The sequence below is a fragment of the Halobacillus litoralis genome, from assembly GCF_020524085.2.
Lineage (GTDB): Bacteria > Bacillota > Bacilli > Bacillales > Halobacillaceae > Halobacillus > Halobacillus litoralis_E.
Genome location: NZ_CP129016.1, coordinates 3746745 through 3762772 on the forward strand (window position 1 = coordinate 3746745; position 16028 = coordinate 3762772).

Here is a 16028-nt window from a genome sequence, read left to right on the forward strand (position 1 = left end):
AAAAATCTACTCTTTCACTTTATCCACGACGACATCAGCAAGTGTCTGGATAAACTTTGGATGAGTATTTGGCATTTCTGGACGGTAATAGTTTGCTCCTACTTTATCACAAACGACTTTACACTCGTAGTCGTTATCATAAAGAACTTCCAAGTGATCGGATACAAACCCAACAGGAGCGTACACAAAGCTACGGTATCCTTTTTCATGATAAAGTTCTTCTGTTAAGTCCTGGACATCCGGGCCGATCCAAGGGTCTGGTGTGTTGCCTTCACTCTGCCAGCCGATTTCATATTGTGTAATTCCAGTAGCTTCTGAAATCAATTCCGCTGTTCTCTTCAATTGATCAGGATAAGGGTCTCCCCCTTCCAAAATCTTCATCGGTAAACTGTGAGCAGAGACAATCAGGCAGGCTTTTTCCTTTTCGTCTTCCGTCATCTTAGCGTATTCCGCTTCAATGACATCTTTCCAATAATCAATGAAACCAGGCGCGTCATACCAGCTTTCTACAGAACGAATAGAAATGCCGTGCTTTTCTGCTTCCTCTTTGGCACGACCATTGTACGATTTCACGCTGTACGTGGAGTAATGGGGAGCAAGCACGATGGAAACGGCTTCTTCTATTCCATCTTCCGCCATCTGGGCCACCGCATCCTCTACAAATGGTTCAATATGCTTCAGTCCAAGATATACTTTAAATTCAACCTCGTCTTGCTTTTCATTCAATGCATCCTTTAATGCTTCCGCCTGATCATCTGTAATACGGGCGAGCGGTGAAATGCCGCCAATAGCGTCATAACGATCACGCAAATCCTGAAGCATCTCATCAGAAGGCTTACGTCCGCGTCGGATATGTGTGTAATACCTTTCTAGGTCTTCTTCTTTGTAAGGCGTCCCATAGGCCATTACTAATAATCCCATTTGTTTTTTTGCCATGTTCCTTCACCTCTTCATCTTTTTTAAACCACCATTAAGACTTCTTGGAATAATCATGAATCAGTTGAGTCAACCGCTTTAATGTTTCCGGTTTAATGTCCGGAGTTACACCGTGACCGAGGTTAAATATGTGTGCAGGGTGTTGTCTTCCCTCATCAATGATTTTCTTTGCTCTTTCCTCAATGGTATCCCAGTCCGCTAAGAGCATTGAAGGATCCAGGTTTCCTTGAAGTGGCTTTGTGATCCCTTCATTTCTTGCTTCTGTGATTGACATGCGCCAATCCAGCCCAAGCACATCAACGGGAAGGTCATCCCATTCATGAATCAGGTGTCTAGCACCTACACCGAAAGTGATCAGTGGCACACCTTCCTCTTTCAACTCAGAGAAAATCCGCTGCATCACTGGTTTAATAAACGTACGATAATCTTCGACATTCAAAGAACCAACCCAAGAGTCGAAAATCTGAATGGCACTGGCTCCGGCGGCGACTTGTGCTTTTACATAAGCAATGACCATGTCTGCCAGTTTGTCCATAAGTGCGAACCATGTCATTGGCTCACTGTACATAAGTGACTTGGTTTTATTGTAATTTTTTGAGGGTCCACCTTCAATCATATAGCTCGCTAGGGTGAATGGCGCCCCACTAAAACCGATTAACGGGACCGTAAGTTGTTCTTTCGTTAATAGACGAATCGTGTCCATTACATAAGGCACATCATCTTCAGGGTCAATCGTTCCGAGCTTTTCAATATCAGCTTTTGTTCTTGTCGGATTATGGATGACCGGTCCGATCCCTTTTTTAATTTCCACATCCACGCCAATAGCCGGAAGTGGAGACATAATGTCTTTGTAAAGGATCGCTGCATCAACCCCATACTGCTCCACGGGTAGACGTGTCACATAAGCGCACAGTTCAGGATCGTGGGTGATTTCAAATAATGAGTACTTCTCTTTAAGTTTGCGATATTCCGGCTGGGAGCGCCCGGCTTGGCGCATGAACCAGACAGGGGTATGGTCTGTCTCTTCCCCTCTGAAAGCTTTTAAAATCGTGTCATTTTCAATTTTATTCATCTTCAGAACTCCTTTTCCCGTTCAACATTTATCCGCTTACAACTATAACGATTTATTGTTCTTCTGTATAGAAAAATGAAACATTTGTCATGATTTTGTGCTTTTTTTCACAGATCCCAACTGAGGCTCACCGTATTGGAGGGCTGGCCTTTCTTCCCTGTCAATGGATCTACGGGTACAACATAGTAACTTGTCTGATCAAAGATACCAAAAGCACTGACCTTAAACTCATTCTTTCCTATCACTTCACCAACCTTAACATCTTCTCCGTTTTCTTCTCGGAAAATACGGTAGACAATTCGCTCATCGTCAGGAGCGGACCAACGAATCGTACCTCTTAATGAAGCAAGGCCAGACAAATTCAGTCTCCCTGTTACGTCCGTTAAAACGGGAAGATTTACAGGTTCAGGCAGGCTTTCTACACCTTCGGGTTGTTCAAAAGTTGCAGCCAGATTTTTCTCCTGATCGATCCTTGTTAATATTTGTTTCATGAGGCGGGTTGGATAAGCACTGCTTCCATCAATCTCTCCTGATTGATCGTAGCCCATCCAAAGCGACCCCGCATATTCCGGTGTGTATCCGGTAAACCACACATGCTGATTCTGATGAGTCCCTGTTTTCCCTGCTAATGCCTTAGAATAGTTACCAGCCTGTGCTGTTCCTTCCTGCACAGCCGTCTGAAGGATCTCTGTTAAATACCAAGCGGTTTGTGCGTTGAATACCTCGGTTTCATCAGAAGCATGTTCATGAATCACCTTGTCGTTCCGATCAAGTATTTTTGTAATGGTATAGCTTTCATTTCTCTTTCCGTTTTGAGCAAGCGAACCATAGGCTTCCGTCATCTGCAGAGGAGTGTATCCGTCAGACAATCCACCAAGAGCAATGGATAAACCATCATCTTCTGTCGTTAGACCAGCTTTCTCCAAATATCCTTTGGCATAAGAAATACCAATTTGATCAAGCAGCCATACGGCTGACACATTCTTGGACTCAATTAAAGCCTGGTACAACGAAACTTCGCCTTCATATTGGCTGTCATAGTTATTTGGAGAATAATCATTAGCGCCGAACGACTGCTTTTTATCAGATAAAAGACTGTATGGATCATAATCTCCTGTCATCATGGCCGGACCATAAACGGCAAATGGTTTGATGGTGGAAGCAGGAGCCTGCTTCGCCCTTACACGGTTGAAGTCACCGTGTTTAAAATCACGCCCTCCAACGACCGCAACCAGCGCACCTGTCGAGTGATCCATAAGGGTGAAAGCTCCTTCGATCGACTCGGATGAACCTGGAACAAACTCACCGTTTTTCATTTCTTCTGCAGCAATTTTTTGGATGGAGGGGTCCATTTCTACAACCAATCGGTATCCCCCACGTTTTAACTCATCGCGAGATATATGATACTTTTCAGCTGCTTCATGGATGACAAGGTCCACATAGCTGTTGGACCACGTTTGATCTATATCCTCAGCGCGCTCGACAGCTAGCGTCGAACCTTGCATTTGCTTCATAACTCCTGCATCAATTTCCCCTGTATCGTACATCCTTGATAGCACAACATTTCTTCTCTGCTTGGCATTGTCAGGATGATCGAACGGCGAATAAGTATTCGGTGCTTTAGGTAAACCAGCAAGCAGCGCTCCCTGAGCAACCGTCAGTTCAGAAACCGACTTTTGAAAATAGTGCTGGGAAGCAGCCTCAATGCCATACGTCCCTTCCCCGAAATAAATGCGATTCAAATACAGTTCTAATATTTCATCTTTTGAGAAGTTGCGCTCCAAGTAAAGAGCCGCCATAACTTCTTTCGTTTTTCTCATCCACGTTTTTTCATTAGAGAGAAAAATGTTTTTGGCGAGCTGCTGAGTGATCGTACTTGCACCTTCCACTTTTTTCATAGCGATGATATCTTTATATACCGCTCTCATAATCCCCTTAAAATCCACACCGGAATGTTCTCTGAAGCGGCTGTCTTCTATACTTATAAACGCACCCTTGACGTGTTCGGGAACTTCTTGAATAGATACGTTCCTTCTGTTTTTCGTGTAAATCCGTTCAATGACTTCGCCTTTGGTTGTCTCCACCGTGGTCATTTCATCAAGGATCAGATCCTCTTCATCTACAACAAAGCGTCCTCCGAATAATATGATCAGGTAACCAATACCTATGATCATCATAAGAGCTAGGACGAGGATGGCCGGCCACTTCAATCGTCCGGACCATGAAGGTAAGCGTTTCTTCAAATCTTTGATGTTCAAATTACGTGCATCCTTTCTGTTCTATCCTTCAAACTTGCCACCAAGGAACCCTGCTTGCTAAACTGAAGATACCGCAGGAAAGGAGACATCGGCTATGAAAGTATCGATGACCAATGGTACATTGAATTACTTATCCAAACTGAGTCAACAACACCCTGAAACATCTCTGTTTTTCATGCAGGATCAAGACAAAACGGTCGCCTATTATGAAGGGGAAGATACGTCGATTTTTGAAGAAGGACGTATCTATGAAACCGTCGATCATGTCGGTACGATGCAGGCGACGGGTTACGTTGTCATGAACAACATCCCAGTCAGGGACGAAGGACGTCCCGTTTTTGAGGACCGCTTTAAAAAAAGAGCGGGAAATGTAGAAAATCGTGAAGGCTTTCAAGCCATAAGAATCCTCCGCCCCTTAAAAGGCAACACTTACGTTGTCCTTACTCAATGGCGCAGCGAACAAGACTTCGAAGACTGGAAGAACTCCAAGTCCTTTGATGAGGCCCACAAAAAATCGGGTCCTCAGCACCAGAAGAAGCCTTCGTTTATTGATGGCGATGCGTACATTACAAAATATCAAATGATTGTACTCGAAGAGTAGCATAGGAAAAGTGAGCGGAAAACCGCTCACTTTTTTTATTCCTCTTCTTGTTCTGGTTCACTTTCCATGACTTCCTGCACAAAGAAATCGTCTAAATCCCGAACAGATTGTTCACCTGAAACTCGCGCCTGTTCTTCCCCGTTTTCGAAATGAATAAGGGTAGGTGTTCCTTCAATCCCGTATTTGTTCCACTCTTCTTTAAATTCTAATACGTTCATTTTTTTGACATCCAGGTCGTATTCATTCACGATTGGCATCATTCTTGGAGTTGTACGTTGACAGTGTACACATTTCGGATCGTAAAAATAAACGGTTGTAGGCTCTCCTGATTGAATTTCTTCCTCCAGAGCATCTGGCTGAATTTGGTTCTGATAATTAGGGTCATCCAGTTGATCAATAGTTGCCTGTTCCAAGTTTTCTTTCCCGTACGGGTTATCTGCGGTTTTCTCTGAATTTTGATAGTTCACAACAAATACAAGAACTACAACAAGCACCACAAGGGCACTTGCAAAGATGATCATACCTTTTTTCATGCGTCATTCCTTCCTTTCTTTACAACGACAAATAAATGAACAATAAAGATGATGATAAAAGCGGTGCCTGCTAAAAATGGAATCGTCACAAATCCGAAAACATTAATGTATTGACCATTACAAGGAACGAGCCCGCATGAATCTACCGCTGAAAGCGATGGGATCTTCTGTAGCATGTAATGGTAAATGGAAACGAAGATACCAATTCCGCTCATAATGATTCCAGGGAAAGCAACATCCCATTTCTTTTTCCATAAGGCTGTACCATAAATGAGCACCAGCGGGTACATCAGTATTCTCTGATACCAGCACAACTCACAAGGAGCATAGCCAAGAACCTCTGAGAAGAACAGGCTCCCGACCGTAGCAACGAGTGATGTTGCCCATAGGAGAAACAGCGCTGTTTCCATACTTTTTTTCATGATTTTGTATCCTTTCTACCTCTCTCTCATGCCATTATACTAGGTATTCTCTCGAAAACAAAGTAGTTTCATAGTCCTCCACATCATTGTCATTTTCATATAAAAGGTTGAGTCTTGAAAAAGAAAAAAACCGCCTATAAGCGGTCTTCTTTCTTCACCCTTTAAGCAGTCCATTCCGATGGGCATATACGGCGGCCTGGGTGCGGTCCTGCACCTCTAGTTTACTTAAAATGTTACTGACGTGGGTCTTCACTGTTTTGACACCTATATAAAGCGCATCGCTGATTTCCTGGTTCGTCATCCCTTCACCCACGCATTTCAACACTTCCAGTTCACGTTTTGTAAGCTCCTCATGCGGTTTTCGATCTTGACGGAAACGAGTCATCATTTTTGTAGCGACTTTCGGCTCAATCACATTTTGACCAAGAGCCGCTTTGCGGATGGCTTCAGCTATTTCATCGGCTGAAGATGTTTTCAGCATATAACTAAAGGCACCTGCTTCAAGCGCCGGAAAAACCTTTTCATCATCGTAATAACTCGTCAAGATGATAATTTTACAAGATTCGGTTTTCATGATTTCTTCTGTCGCTTCAATTCCCGTCCCGTTATCCATAATTAAGTCCATGAGAACAACATCCGGTTTTTTCTCTTTTACTAGCGCTGCTCCTTCATATCCGCTGCTTGCTTCTCCAACAATGTCCAAATCCTCTTCCGTACTTAAATAGGCAATGACTCCTTTACGGACGACATCGTGATCATCAATAACTACGACACGAATCATTCCTTTTCCCCCTTTTCATTAACTTTTACAGGAACACGAAGATCAATATGTGTACCTTCCCCTTTCCTCGAACGTAAGGAGTACGTACCGCCAATTTCTTCACACCGTTCGCGCATCGTTTTCAATCCATATGAGGCTTTATTGGCTTTTTTATCCTCTGTATCAAAACCCACGCCGTTATCAGCAATATGTAGGAAGATCTCCTTTTGGTCATGAGTGGCTTCCACCTTCACCTCAGAGGCATTAGCATGTCTCAATATATTGGAAAGGGCTTCTTGCACAACCCGGAACAACTGCTCTTCTACGGATGTTGGCAGATCTCCTAAATCCTCCATATCCACATCAAATTCAATTTGACACTTTTGACGTAATTCTTCAATCAGTGTTTTAATCCCCTCCGCTAGCGGTTCCCCTGATAAATGAACAGGCCTTAAGTGAAGAAGGAGCGCCCTCATTTCTGTTTGAGCCTGAAGCGCCATTTGAGTAATTTCCTGAAGCTGTTCTTTTGCTTTTTCCGGCCGACGATCAAAAATCTTTTCTGTCGCCTGTGCCATCATTGTCAAAGCGAATAACTGCTGACTCACGGCATCATGCAAATCACGAGCAAGTCGTTGCCGTTCTTCAATCGTGGCCGCTTTATGAGCCGTACGTGCCAGCTCACTTTTTTCATCAGCGAGCTTTACAAGCGACTCCTTCTGCTGCTCCAACTTCTCGCCAAGGACATTCAATTCATCCCCTACAGCAGCGATCTCATCATTTTCATTAAAATAAATCCTTTTACTGAAGTTTCCGCGCGAAAGCTGGGTAATCATCATCGATATGTAATCCAGCCGGTGTTTGACATCCCCACTCGACCGGAAGCCCGCATAAAGAGACATGATAAACCCAAGCACCACATAAAGCAGAATGAACATTAAAATGGCCCCTGCACTCAGCCAACCGGGCTGAAACCATACGTAAATAGATAATAAGATACTGAGCAGGATAAACGTATTTAAAATAAGTCCATAAAGATGTGAACGGATATACATGTAACGGATACTATTCAAGTGCTTTAACATGCTCCCCCACCTTTCACACCTGATCGATTCGAATCGAACCGACTTTAAGATCGACACCAATGGTTAACCGGCGAGTGGCCATAGAATAATCATCGGTTTCATATTCCACACTTCTGTGCATTCCATCAGCTTTCTGTCCGCCGACACGGATATCCCCTGTCTTCACTTTCGCCTCCACTCGGAAAGGGACATGCTTCGGGACCAGCATTTTGACATCTCCGACCCAGCCGCGGACGACAATTGGTGTATCTCCATCAGGAATGAAGGCACGTGTGAAATCGAATCGGTAGTCACCAACTCCGTTCCATAAATCCATCGGTTCCACCTTCCAGTTCTCTTCATTATAAGAGTGGTCTCCAATCATCATATGCTTGGACTTCAGCTTGTTTGAAGAAGAACCTTTGGAATCATATTCAATTTTCACTTTAGAGCCGTTTTTCCCTAAAAACATACTAAATCCAAAGTATATGAAAAGAAGAGGCCAAAGCTGCCACACATCACCAAAAGAGAATACAAAAACCCCTAACCGATCTAATAATAAGAGCGTACTGAAGATGGTGAGGAATGAACCGATGATCCAACTTCCTCCTTTTTTCAATACCGCATCCAACCAAATCTTTAAACCAATGACGAATAGAATAATCGGATAAATATTGCCCCACGTCCATCTCATTTCCAGGGAAATAATGTTCAAATTCGACAGAAGAAGCACAAATCCAAATCCAACTAATAATAATGCGATGACGATTTTTGAAAATTTATTATGCATAATGCTCACCCTTTTTTAACCTTCCGTGAATTACATTCGACAGAAGTCCTTAATTTCCTTTTCTTTTAGTAGTTCTTACATTAGTTATAGCTTAATCTTACTTAGAAACAGGGATTTGTAAAACAACCCTGAGAACGGAATTTTCTCCGCCTCAGGACGGAGGTATGTTTAAACCGAAGAGTGATGGGAATATTTAAAATAGAGCATATAAGAAAGGATGTTGTTGTATGGATCAAAAAATGCAAAATTTAATCGATGGACTCAACGAAGACTTGGCTCATGAGTATGCAGCTTCTATTATGTACACTTATAATGCTGCTGTCGTTACGGGACTATATCGTTCTGTCCTCAAGCCATTTTTCGAGAGCGAAGTAACCGACGAACAAGGGCACGCTCTTTACCTAGCTGAAAAGATCAGCACTCTGGGCGGAACTCCGACGACAACTCCTGCTGAAGTCAAGCAAATGACTGAAGTAAGACCGATGTTAGAAGAAGCACATGAAGCTGAGCGCCAGACGATTAAGCGATATGAGGAACGCAAAACACAAGCAGAAGAACTCGGACTGACTGAATTATCTGTGAAACTGGATGATATGATTGCAGATGAAACCGGTCATATGGAGGAAATCGGTCGTTTACTTCAAGATTCCCGCTTACAAGATTAATTTCTCACCCCCTGTCTTAGACCGGGGGTTTTTTATTGTCACTCTGCACGGCATATATTTGAGAATATTCTGAATGTATATTACAATTTATAAAAATAGTTGCCAAACTTCATCAAAGTGACAAGGAGGAGTAAATATGTGGGAGAATGTCTTCCAAGCCATCGATGACCAATATGAGAAAATGGTTGAAACCCGCCGTCATCTGCATCAATACCCAGAAGTATCATTTAAAGAGGAAAAGACGGCACAGTTCATCGCCGATACATATGAGAAATTAGGAATCCCTTATGAAACTCAGGTTGGGGGAAATGGAGTTCTAGCCAGACTTCAAGGGGGAAAGCCAGGGAAGTCGGTCGCCCTTAGAGCAGATTTTGACGCCCTTCCTATTCAGGAGGAAAATGACGTCCCATATAAATCCAAGAATGATGGAGCTATGCATGCATGTGGTCACGACGGCCATACCGCAGCTCTTCTAGGGCTGGCCGAAGCACTTGTATCTCAAAAGGATGAAATTCCAGGCACCATCGTTTTCCTACATCAGCACGCCGAAGAATATGCGCCCGGAGGAGCAAAACCGATTGTCGAATCAGGAGCTCTCAGTGATGTAGATGCTGTGTTCGGCACTCATTTATGGGTGAATGCTCCAATGGGAGTCATCCAAACGGCAAAAGGACCTTTTATGGCCGGAGCGGATCGATTCGAAATAAAAGTTCAAGGGAAAGGTGGACATGGAGCCCAGCCGCATCAAACAAAAGATGCCATCGTCATCGCCTCTCAAGTAGTTTCTTCCTTGCAGCAAATCGTGAGCCGCCGGGTAGATCCATTGAAAACAGCTGTGCTGACAGTAGGAACGTTTGAATCAGGAACCACGTTTAATGTCATAGCAGATTCAGCAACCTTAACCGGCACGGTTAGAACATTTGATCCTGATGTGCAAACTTTAATCATTGAAGAGATGGAAAAAATTATAAAAGGCACATGTGAAGCAAACGACGCAGACTACGAGTTCACTTATGAAAAAGGATACCCGCCTGTCGTCAATCATCCTGAAGAAGCGGACTTAGTTTTACAACATGCTCACAAGGCTGATGCTTCTTTACGCACAGAAGAAGTCGAACCGGTCATGGCTGGAGAGGATTTCGCTTACTACTTATTGGATAAGCCAGGCACTTTTTATTTTACAGGTGCTCAAATTCCAGATCATTACTACCCTCATCACCATCCGAAATTCGATTTCGACGAAAAAGCACTTCCGCACGCAGCTAAAACATTATTCCAAACCTTTATTAGCTATCAAGAAAGTTAAAGTAAACGGAGGCGGCTGGACTGAATGGTCGTCTCCCCCTAATTGTTCTAATAATCTCCCATTCGCAACATACCCTACAACGGCTCCAAAACCCGGGAGCAATTGAAGAAGTTTCACAAGGTCCAAGGTATCTCTATACTCGATTTGTAACGTCTTCCAGTCCACGTTCTTCTCTTTTATTTCTAAATCATTCCAACCTAAAACCTTACGCTTCACTTCCCCGCGGACCTGGTCACTGGAAAAAGCGAGCATGAATACGTGAAGCAAATAGACCCTCTCCTCATAAGAGCGAACATTCCAACCATAAATCTGAGCTGCATCAAATAAAAACTTCATCTTTATGCCTAATAACAGCGGGAAATCAGCCGCTCCAAGCCAAAAGCCTCCAAAACCCGTTCCAGCCCCTTCCAAGGATGCAGTTTTCTTATATTTTTTCACTAAATCACGGACTTGCCTCTCTCGTTCTTCAAAGCTCCAATCTGGATGGACCTTTACAGGGCGGATGTACTCTGAAGATGTTAAAGCAAGCTCAATCATGGAACGAATACTATCCGTTACCACCGTGTGGACACGATCAGGAATCTTTTCATTAATTCTTGACTGCACCTGCTTTGAACTTCTCTGAATAATTGAGGAACGCTTGTCCAATGATTTACTCCAACGTAAAGCTTCCTCTTTCGCCTTCTCTTCATAATTCATGTGACACACCTCCGGTTATTTTATAGGAACAATTTGTTATTCATATTTACGAGTGTTTATTTAGATATGGATATGAAACAGGGAAGACTGCTTAAGTAGTCTTCCCTGTTACGTCAATTTCTTTTTCACATAGTTTTGTATAAATAGATAACTGAAGATACTTCCGCCTACCCATACAAGAACAAGCCCTATAGGATTCCATTGGAATATAAACAATAAGCCGAAGAGGAAGGTCTGAAACAACATAATCTGCTGTAACCATTGCAGGATTGCTTTTTCCTTCCATTCTTTCTTAACCGGGTATAGAGCCAGCCAAGCAATAGTGCGGTGGTGATTCCACAAGGTCATCATTTGAAATGCACTTAAATAGAGAAAAAGAATGGCAAACGCGACCTTCACCCAAAGATTGGATACAAACCAAATGGCCAGTGCACCAATCACTATGAGGCGGATATACATACCTAAATAATCACTGCTTCGTATAAACGTGATTTTATACAGATAAGAAAAGGTCTGGTTTTGCCTGTAAGGAACCCGATCTACTATCGCATGCACAAGCGTGTGGCGCTTTTTAACTGTATTTTTCAAATGAGGAACATCTGTGAACATATTGGCGATTCTATAAAAGGTCCTCATCCTCTGCTGATCTTTTTCTACAAGTAAGTCCCAGGCGAGTCCAGCTTTTTGTCTGGAGAGGGTATACGTGTAAAGCACGACACCTACAAGTAGCACGGTTACGATACTGGCATAAACCCACTCACCTTGAGCGAGAAAATAAAAAATGGTAATGTTCAATACCGCTTTAATGACCTGGTCCATGAGTCGTGTTCTCGGGTTTCTCTCCTTCAACATCCACCAGTTAGACATCATGTTCCAAATCTTAATAACAAGGACTACACCAATCATCATTAAGTAATACCGCGTACCGAGTTCTGGGTACGAGGCAAAATACAGGGGACCAAGTGCTGCTGATATTAGAAAGATGACATAAAGTTGGACAACGTAGCTGTAATATAAGCAGCGACGGAAGTAATCATCCAGCTGATATTCAGCAGGAAGCAGGAAAACTAAGTCCGGCTCTTTGAGGAGCGTACGAACAGGGCTATACCCTGCGATGAATCCAAAAGCTAAGGCTATAATCCAAGCAGTAGGAAAATCTTCCGGAAGGTCTTGGAGCCATTGCTGGTAATAATAAGCGAGCGCCGAAATAAAGAACAACATGGCAACGGCAATGTGGCCATTAAAAATATACTTTAAATAACGGCTGGTCTCTTTCGTATGTTCAGAGAAACGATTTGTCCAAAACTCTCTGGCATTAATCATGCTGCTCTTCCTTTGTCAGTTGCACGTAAATATCATCAAGGGATGCTCCTGACTGACCAAATGATGTTCGCAGCTCCTCAAGTGTCCCTTTAGCTCTAATTTCTCCTTCATGGAGGATGACAAAACGATCACAATATCTCTCAGCAGTTGCAAGAATATGAGTCGACATTAGAATTCCTGCCCCTTTATCTTTCATATCCTCCATCAACTGCAGGTAGGACTGTATACCAAGGGGATCCAGACCAACGAAAGGTTCATCAACAATATAGAGATCCGGTTCAATTAAGAATGCACACATAATCATAACCTTTTGGCGCATCCCTTTAGAGAAGTGTACAGGGAACCACTTGAGCTTTTTCTCCATACGAAATTCTTTAAGAAGAGGATGCAGTCTCTTTTTGAAAACATCTTCCGGCACATTGTAGGCCATGGCGGTCAAGTGTAGATGTTCATACAAGGTCAATTCATCATATAAAATCGGCATCTCCGGGATATAACCAAGCTGCTGTCGATACTCTTCCGGGTTTTCTTCGAAGGATGTTCCATTAATGGAGACTTTTCCCTTCTTCGCCTGCATCATTCCTATGATGTGTTTGATCGTGGTACTTTTCCCTGCACCATTCAACCCGATAAGGCCCACAATTTCATTTGGATTGACATCGAAAGAAATGCCGTTCAATACATTTTTATGAGTGTATCCTCCGTGGAGGTCTTTAATATGTAATAAAGGTTCCATCTAATCCCTCACTTCATTAATTTTCCTGCACAAATTTTATCATACTTTCTCATCCGTTACACTTTTCACACGCCGTCTTCATCGAGTTTTCACTCATTGATATGGTACAATGCTATCAAACGGAAAGGAGTGTTTGCATATGGCAGATGAATGCATTTTCTGCAAAATCATTGACGGAGAAATCCCTTCAGCGAAAGTGTATGAAGACGATGAGGTGTACGCTTTTCTTGATATCAGTCAAGTTACGAAAGGTCACACGCTAGTTATTCCCAAACAGCATTGCCAAGACATTTACAACACACATCCAGAAACAGCAGAGAAGCTGTTCTCAAGAGTGCCGAAGATCGCAAATGCAATTAAACAAACCTATGCTCCTGTTGGTTTGAACGTCTTAAACAACAATGAGGAAGCAGCAGGCCAATCTGTTTTCCATCTACATATCCACCTTATTCCGAGATATGGTGAAGGAGATGGATTCGAGGCGAAGTGGGAAGTCCACTCCGATGATTACTCTCCAGAAGATTTACAAGCCATCGCTGGTGAGATCAATCACCACATCCCTGGTTAAATGGATTGATTTCCTAAAGAGAAAACTGCTATAATACTAGCATGCAATCGCAAACGGTCATGAGGGCACGTTTGGATGGCAAATTTCAGATGAGATTAGAATAGTTGAGGAGAGATGTTTAAATGAATATTCGTGTTTTAGTCATGTTGTCTTTATTTGTAGGAATTGGTGCTGTTCTGCATGCCGTCGCACCCCCCATTCTTTTTTGGAATGCGACCGGATATGATGCTCGCTATGATGTTCCTAGGGATCTTATTGTTCCCTAAACCATCTTATGTCCTATTGTTATCTTTAGCGACAGGTTTCATCTCAGCGATGACAACCACCGTTCCAGGCGGCCAACTGGCCAATATCATCGATAAGCCCTTCACAGCATTTGCATTTTTCGGGCTTGTCCTATTGACTAAAAAAATATCACATCAAAAATTCGTACAGCCTGCTTTAGCAGCCATCGGTACGATGATCAGCGGCTCCATCTTCTTAGGTGTTGTCCTTTATATCATCGGTCTTATGGAAGCGAGCTTCGGCCTCATGTTTGCTACAGTTGTTCTACCCGCAGCTGCATTTAACGTATTGTTCGTAGCTATCATGTATCCGATTGCTCAAAAAATCTTAAGACGAACAAACCTTACTAAAGCAGCTCAGACAGCCTCTTAAAGAGGATATACAGAATGAACCTTGACTTACACCAAAGGCACTACATCGAATGTAGTGCCTTTGCTTTACCTTCTCGTCCGAAGAATATTTTTTATGTTTTTAAGGTTTCATTCATACATATTAAGAGAAAATATAAAATAGAGAGTGATTGAAAGGAGACTGACTGATATGCCGAATGGAAAATCATTAGCGCTGGGATTTTTAGTCGGAGGAGTCGTTGGAGCTGCTTATACGTTATTGAACACCCCTTCCTCCGGTCGTGATTTTAGAGAAAATGCCAAACTGAAAAGCGAGAATTTGAAAAATACGGTTCTCAGCTTAAAAGAAGAAGGAATGCAATTGAAGGATCAGATCGCCCAAACGTCTAAAGAAGGGGCAGAGCTGATCAAAGAGCTTTCTGAAGATGTAAAAACATCCATTGAAAGCTGGAAGCGCACAGTCGAACCACATCAAAAAAACATCCAAAAATATCTAGAACAAATCGAAGCAAGCTTGAAAGAACTGGAAGAAAAAGCAAAGGCTGAGCAACCAGACCATACGACACAACCTAGTCATGATGTCATCAACCATCAATAACCTATCGATCCCGCCTCGAGCGGGATTTTTTATGTTTGTCCCTTTCCCTTATTTATATTCCCCCCCTTTCGTTCTATGCAAAAAAAAAAGCGTGTAGAGATTTACTCTCTACACGCTTTTACAAGCTGATTACTCAGCCGCTTCTAAATCTTCAATAGAATCGACATCCATATATTTAGGAACAACTAGACCAATCTTAGCACCTTCAAGGTTCGCTCCAAGGTCTTCTAGATTATCTTTATTTTGCTCGTACTGATCACCATGTGTTCCTGGCAACCATGCAGCCACCATGCCATCTGCTTCACCAGCTGCCACAGACTCCCACATTGGGCCATTATCCAACGGTGTAATCGTTACATCAAAGCCTTGTGCCTTCATGACTTCTGCAACGACATTCGTTGACGCAATCTCAGAATCCCAGTTTACAAGTACAAGTTCAACCTCAGTACCGTCCACTTCTTCTGTACCCTCTGTCCAAGCTTCTACTTTATCCTGGTTATTAGAAATCCAATTTTGAGCTGCTTCTTCCGGGCTTGCACCATCAGTAATCTCAAGCATAACTTCTTCCATATCCGCTGCTTCCCAGTTGAACTGATCTAAGATTTTATATGCGTTCGGCTTCTCATCTTCCAGCCCTTTACGAACCATTGTTTTAATTTGTTCTTCCCCACCAAAAACTTCTTTTGGATCTTCAAGGTATTTCAAGTCATACTTCGCGAATTTCCAGTGTGGAGTCCAGCCAGTAACAACAATTGGTTCTTCGTTCTCAATAGCTTCTCCTAGAGCTGTTGCCATTGCACCGGAAGAAGATGTAGCAACTTCCCATCCACTAAGGTTTTCGTACTCTTCTGTCGCTTGTTCTGCAGAACTCACGACACCTGCGCCTGCTTCAATTCCGGTGATTTCATAGTCCATTTCTTCTCCATAATTCATTTCAGAAGCGGCTTCATCACCGTTAGAATCTCCAGTAGACTCTGTACCTTCTTCCTCTGAAGATCCACAACCTGCTGCGACAAGTGTTAAAGATAGTCCGGCAACCATGCCAAAACGTTTCCAGTTAAACAT

At 42.9% G+C, this 16028-nt stretch carries 17 protein-coding genes and 1 pseudogene; 6 read left to right on the top strand and 12 right to left on the bottom strand.

The genetic code is table 11. The features are described 5' to 3' along the window. Window positions 1-6: 6 nt before the first annotated feature. The 3 genes from hemH to LC065_RS19240 all read right to left on the bottom strand — a co-directional run bounded on the left by hemH (window position 7) and on the right by LC065_RS19240 (window position 4266). Window positions 7-936, bottom strand: a complete 930-nt coding sequence (gene hemH / locus LC065_RS19230; RefSeq protein WP_226587992.1) for a ferrochelatase — start codon at window positions 934-936, stop codon at window positions 7-9. Window positions 937-970: 34 nt separating this feature from the next. After that, window positions 971-2008 (bottom strand): uroporphyrinogen decarboxylase, encoded by a 1038-nt coding sequence (gene hemE / locus LC065_RS19235; RefSeq protein WP_226587990.1) that lies wholly within the window; start codon window positions 2006-2008, stop codon window positions 971-973. A 107-nt stretch (window positions 2009-2115) separates the two neighbouring features. After that, window positions 2116-4266 (bottom strand): transglycosylase domain-containing protein, encoded by a 2151-nt coding sequence (locus LC065_RS19240; protein WP_226587987.1) that lies wholly within the window; start codon window positions 4264-4266, stop codon window positions 2116-2118. A 94-nt stretch (window positions 4267-4360) separates the two neighbouring features. Between LC065_RS19240 and LC065_RS19245 the strand changes: the two genes are divergently transcribed. Then, window positions 4361-4867: an antibiotic biosynthesis monooxygenase family protein gene (locus LC065_RS19245; protein WP_226587985.1), complete on the top strand. Its 507-nt coding sequence runs from the start codon at window positions 4361-4363 to the stop codon at window positions 4865-4867. Window positions 4868-4902: 35 nt separating this feature from the next. Here the strand turns inward: LC065_RS19245 and LC065_RS19250 are convergent, their stop codons facing one another. The 5 genes from LC065_RS19250 to liaF form a co-directional block, all read right to left on the bottom strand. Then, window positions 4903-5400 carry a thioredoxin family protein gene (locus LC065_RS19250; protein ID WP_226587983.1) on the bottom strand — a complete coding sequence of 166 codons (498 nt, stop codon included), beginning with the start codon at window positions 5398-5400 and terminating at the stop codon, window positions 4903-4905. Beyond that, window positions 5397-5822 carry a disulfide oxidoreductase gene (locus tag LC065_RS19255; protein WP_226587981.1) on the bottom strand — a complete coding sequence of 142 codons (426 nt, stop codon included), beginning with the start codon at window positions 5820-5822 and terminating at the stop codon, window positions 5397-5399. Before LC065_RS19255 ends, LC065_RS19250 begins: the two co-directional genes overlap by 4 nt. A gap of 154 nt (window positions 5823-5976) precedes the next feature. After that, a complete protein-coding gene (locus tag LC065_RS19260) occupies window positions 5977-6603 on the bottom strand; it encodes a response regulator (RefSeq protein ID WP_226587979.1) in 627 nt (208 codons plus the stop codon). Continuing rightward, window positions 6600-7664 carry a sensor histidine kinase gene (locus tag LC065_RS19265; protein ID WP_226587977.1) on the bottom strand — a complete coding sequence of 355 codons (1065 nt, stop codon included), beginning with the start codon at window positions 7662-7664 and terminating at the stop codon, window positions 6600-6602. The genes LC065_RS19260 and LC065_RS19265 overlap by 4 nt, the downstream gene beginning before the upstream one ends. A gap of 13 nt (window positions 7665-7677) precedes the next feature. Further along, window positions 7678-8433, bottom strand: a complete 756-nt coding sequence (gene liaF / locus LC065_RS19270) for a cell wall-active antibiotics response protein LiaF (RefSeq protein ID WP_226587975.1) — start codon at window positions 8431-8433, stop codon at window positions 7678-7680. Between the two features lie 227 nt (window positions 8434-8660). Here liaF and LC065_RS19275 point away from each other — a divergent pair, with 227 nt between their 5' ends. Together LC065_RS19275 and LC065_RS19280 are read left to right on the top strand one after the other, a co-directional pair. Beyond that, a complete protein-coding gene (locus LC065_RS19275) occupies window positions 8661-9098 on the top strand; it encodes a ferritin-like domain-containing protein (RefSeq protein ID WP_226587973.1) in 438 nt (145 codons plus the stop codon). Window positions 9099-9234: 136 nt separating this feature from the next. Then, window positions 9235-10404, top strand: a complete 1170-nt coding sequence (locus LC065_RS19280) for a M20 metallopeptidase family protein (RefSeq protein ID WP_226587971.1) — start codon at window positions 9235-9237, stop codon at window positions 10402-10404. Here LC065_RS19280 and LC065_RS19285 read toward each other — a convergent pair. The 3 genes from LC065_RS19285 to LC065_RS19295 form a co-directional block, all read right to left on the bottom strand. Further along, window positions 10369-11103, bottom strand: coding sequence for an EcsC family protein (locus tag LC065_RS19285; protein WP_306163639.1), 735 nt, complete (start codon window positions 11101-11103; stop codon window positions 10369-10371). The genes LC065_RS19280 and LC065_RS19285 overlap by 36 nt on opposite strands. Before the next feature lie 108 nt (window positions 11104-11211). After that, the gene (locus tag LC065_RS19290) at window positions 11212-12426 is read right to left on the bottom strand and encodes an ABC transporter permease (protein ID WP_226587967.1); all 1215 of its coding nucleotides are present in this window, start codon (window positions 12424-12426) and stop codon (window positions 11212-11214) included. Continuing rightward, entirely contained in the window at window positions 12419-13162 is a 744-nt protein-coding gene (locus tag LC065_RS19295; protein ID WP_306163640.1) for an ABC transporter ATP-binding protein, read from the bottom strand. Before LC065_RS19295 ends, LC065_RS19290 begins: the two co-directional genes overlap by 8 nt. Window positions 13163-13271: 109 nt before the next feature. Between LC065_RS19295 and LC065_RS19300 the strand changes: the two genes are divergently transcribed. The 3 genes and pseudogenes from LC065_RS19300 (at window position 13272) to LC065_RS19310 (ending at window position 14963) form a co-directional block, all read left to right on the top strand. After that, the gene (locus tag LC065_RS19300) at window positions 13272-13730 is read left to right on the top strand and encodes an HIT family protein (protein WP_226587963.1); all 459 of its coding nucleotides are present in this window, start codon (window positions 13272-13274) and stop codon (window positions 13728-13730) included. A 122-nt stretch (window positions 13731-13852) separates the two neighbouring features. Next, window positions 13853-14387: pseudogene (locus LC065_RS19305) on the top strand (tryptophan transporter). 168 nt (window positions 14388-14555) lie between these two features. Next, complete coding sequence (locus tag LC065_RS19310) at window positions 14556-14963, top strand: YtxH domain-containing protein (protein ID WP_226587959.1); 408 nt, start codon at window positions 14556-14558, stop codon at window positions 14961-14963. A gap of 129 nt (window positions 14964-15092) precedes the next feature. Here LC065_RS19310 and LC065_RS19315 read toward each other — a convergent pair whose 3' ends face one another. Continuing rightward, on the bottom strand, window positions 15093-16028 hold the full coding sequence (locus tag LC065_RS19315; protein WP_226587958.1) for a glycine betaine ABC transporter substrate-binding protein: 936 nt from the start codon (window positions 16026-16028) through the stop codon (window positions 15093-15095).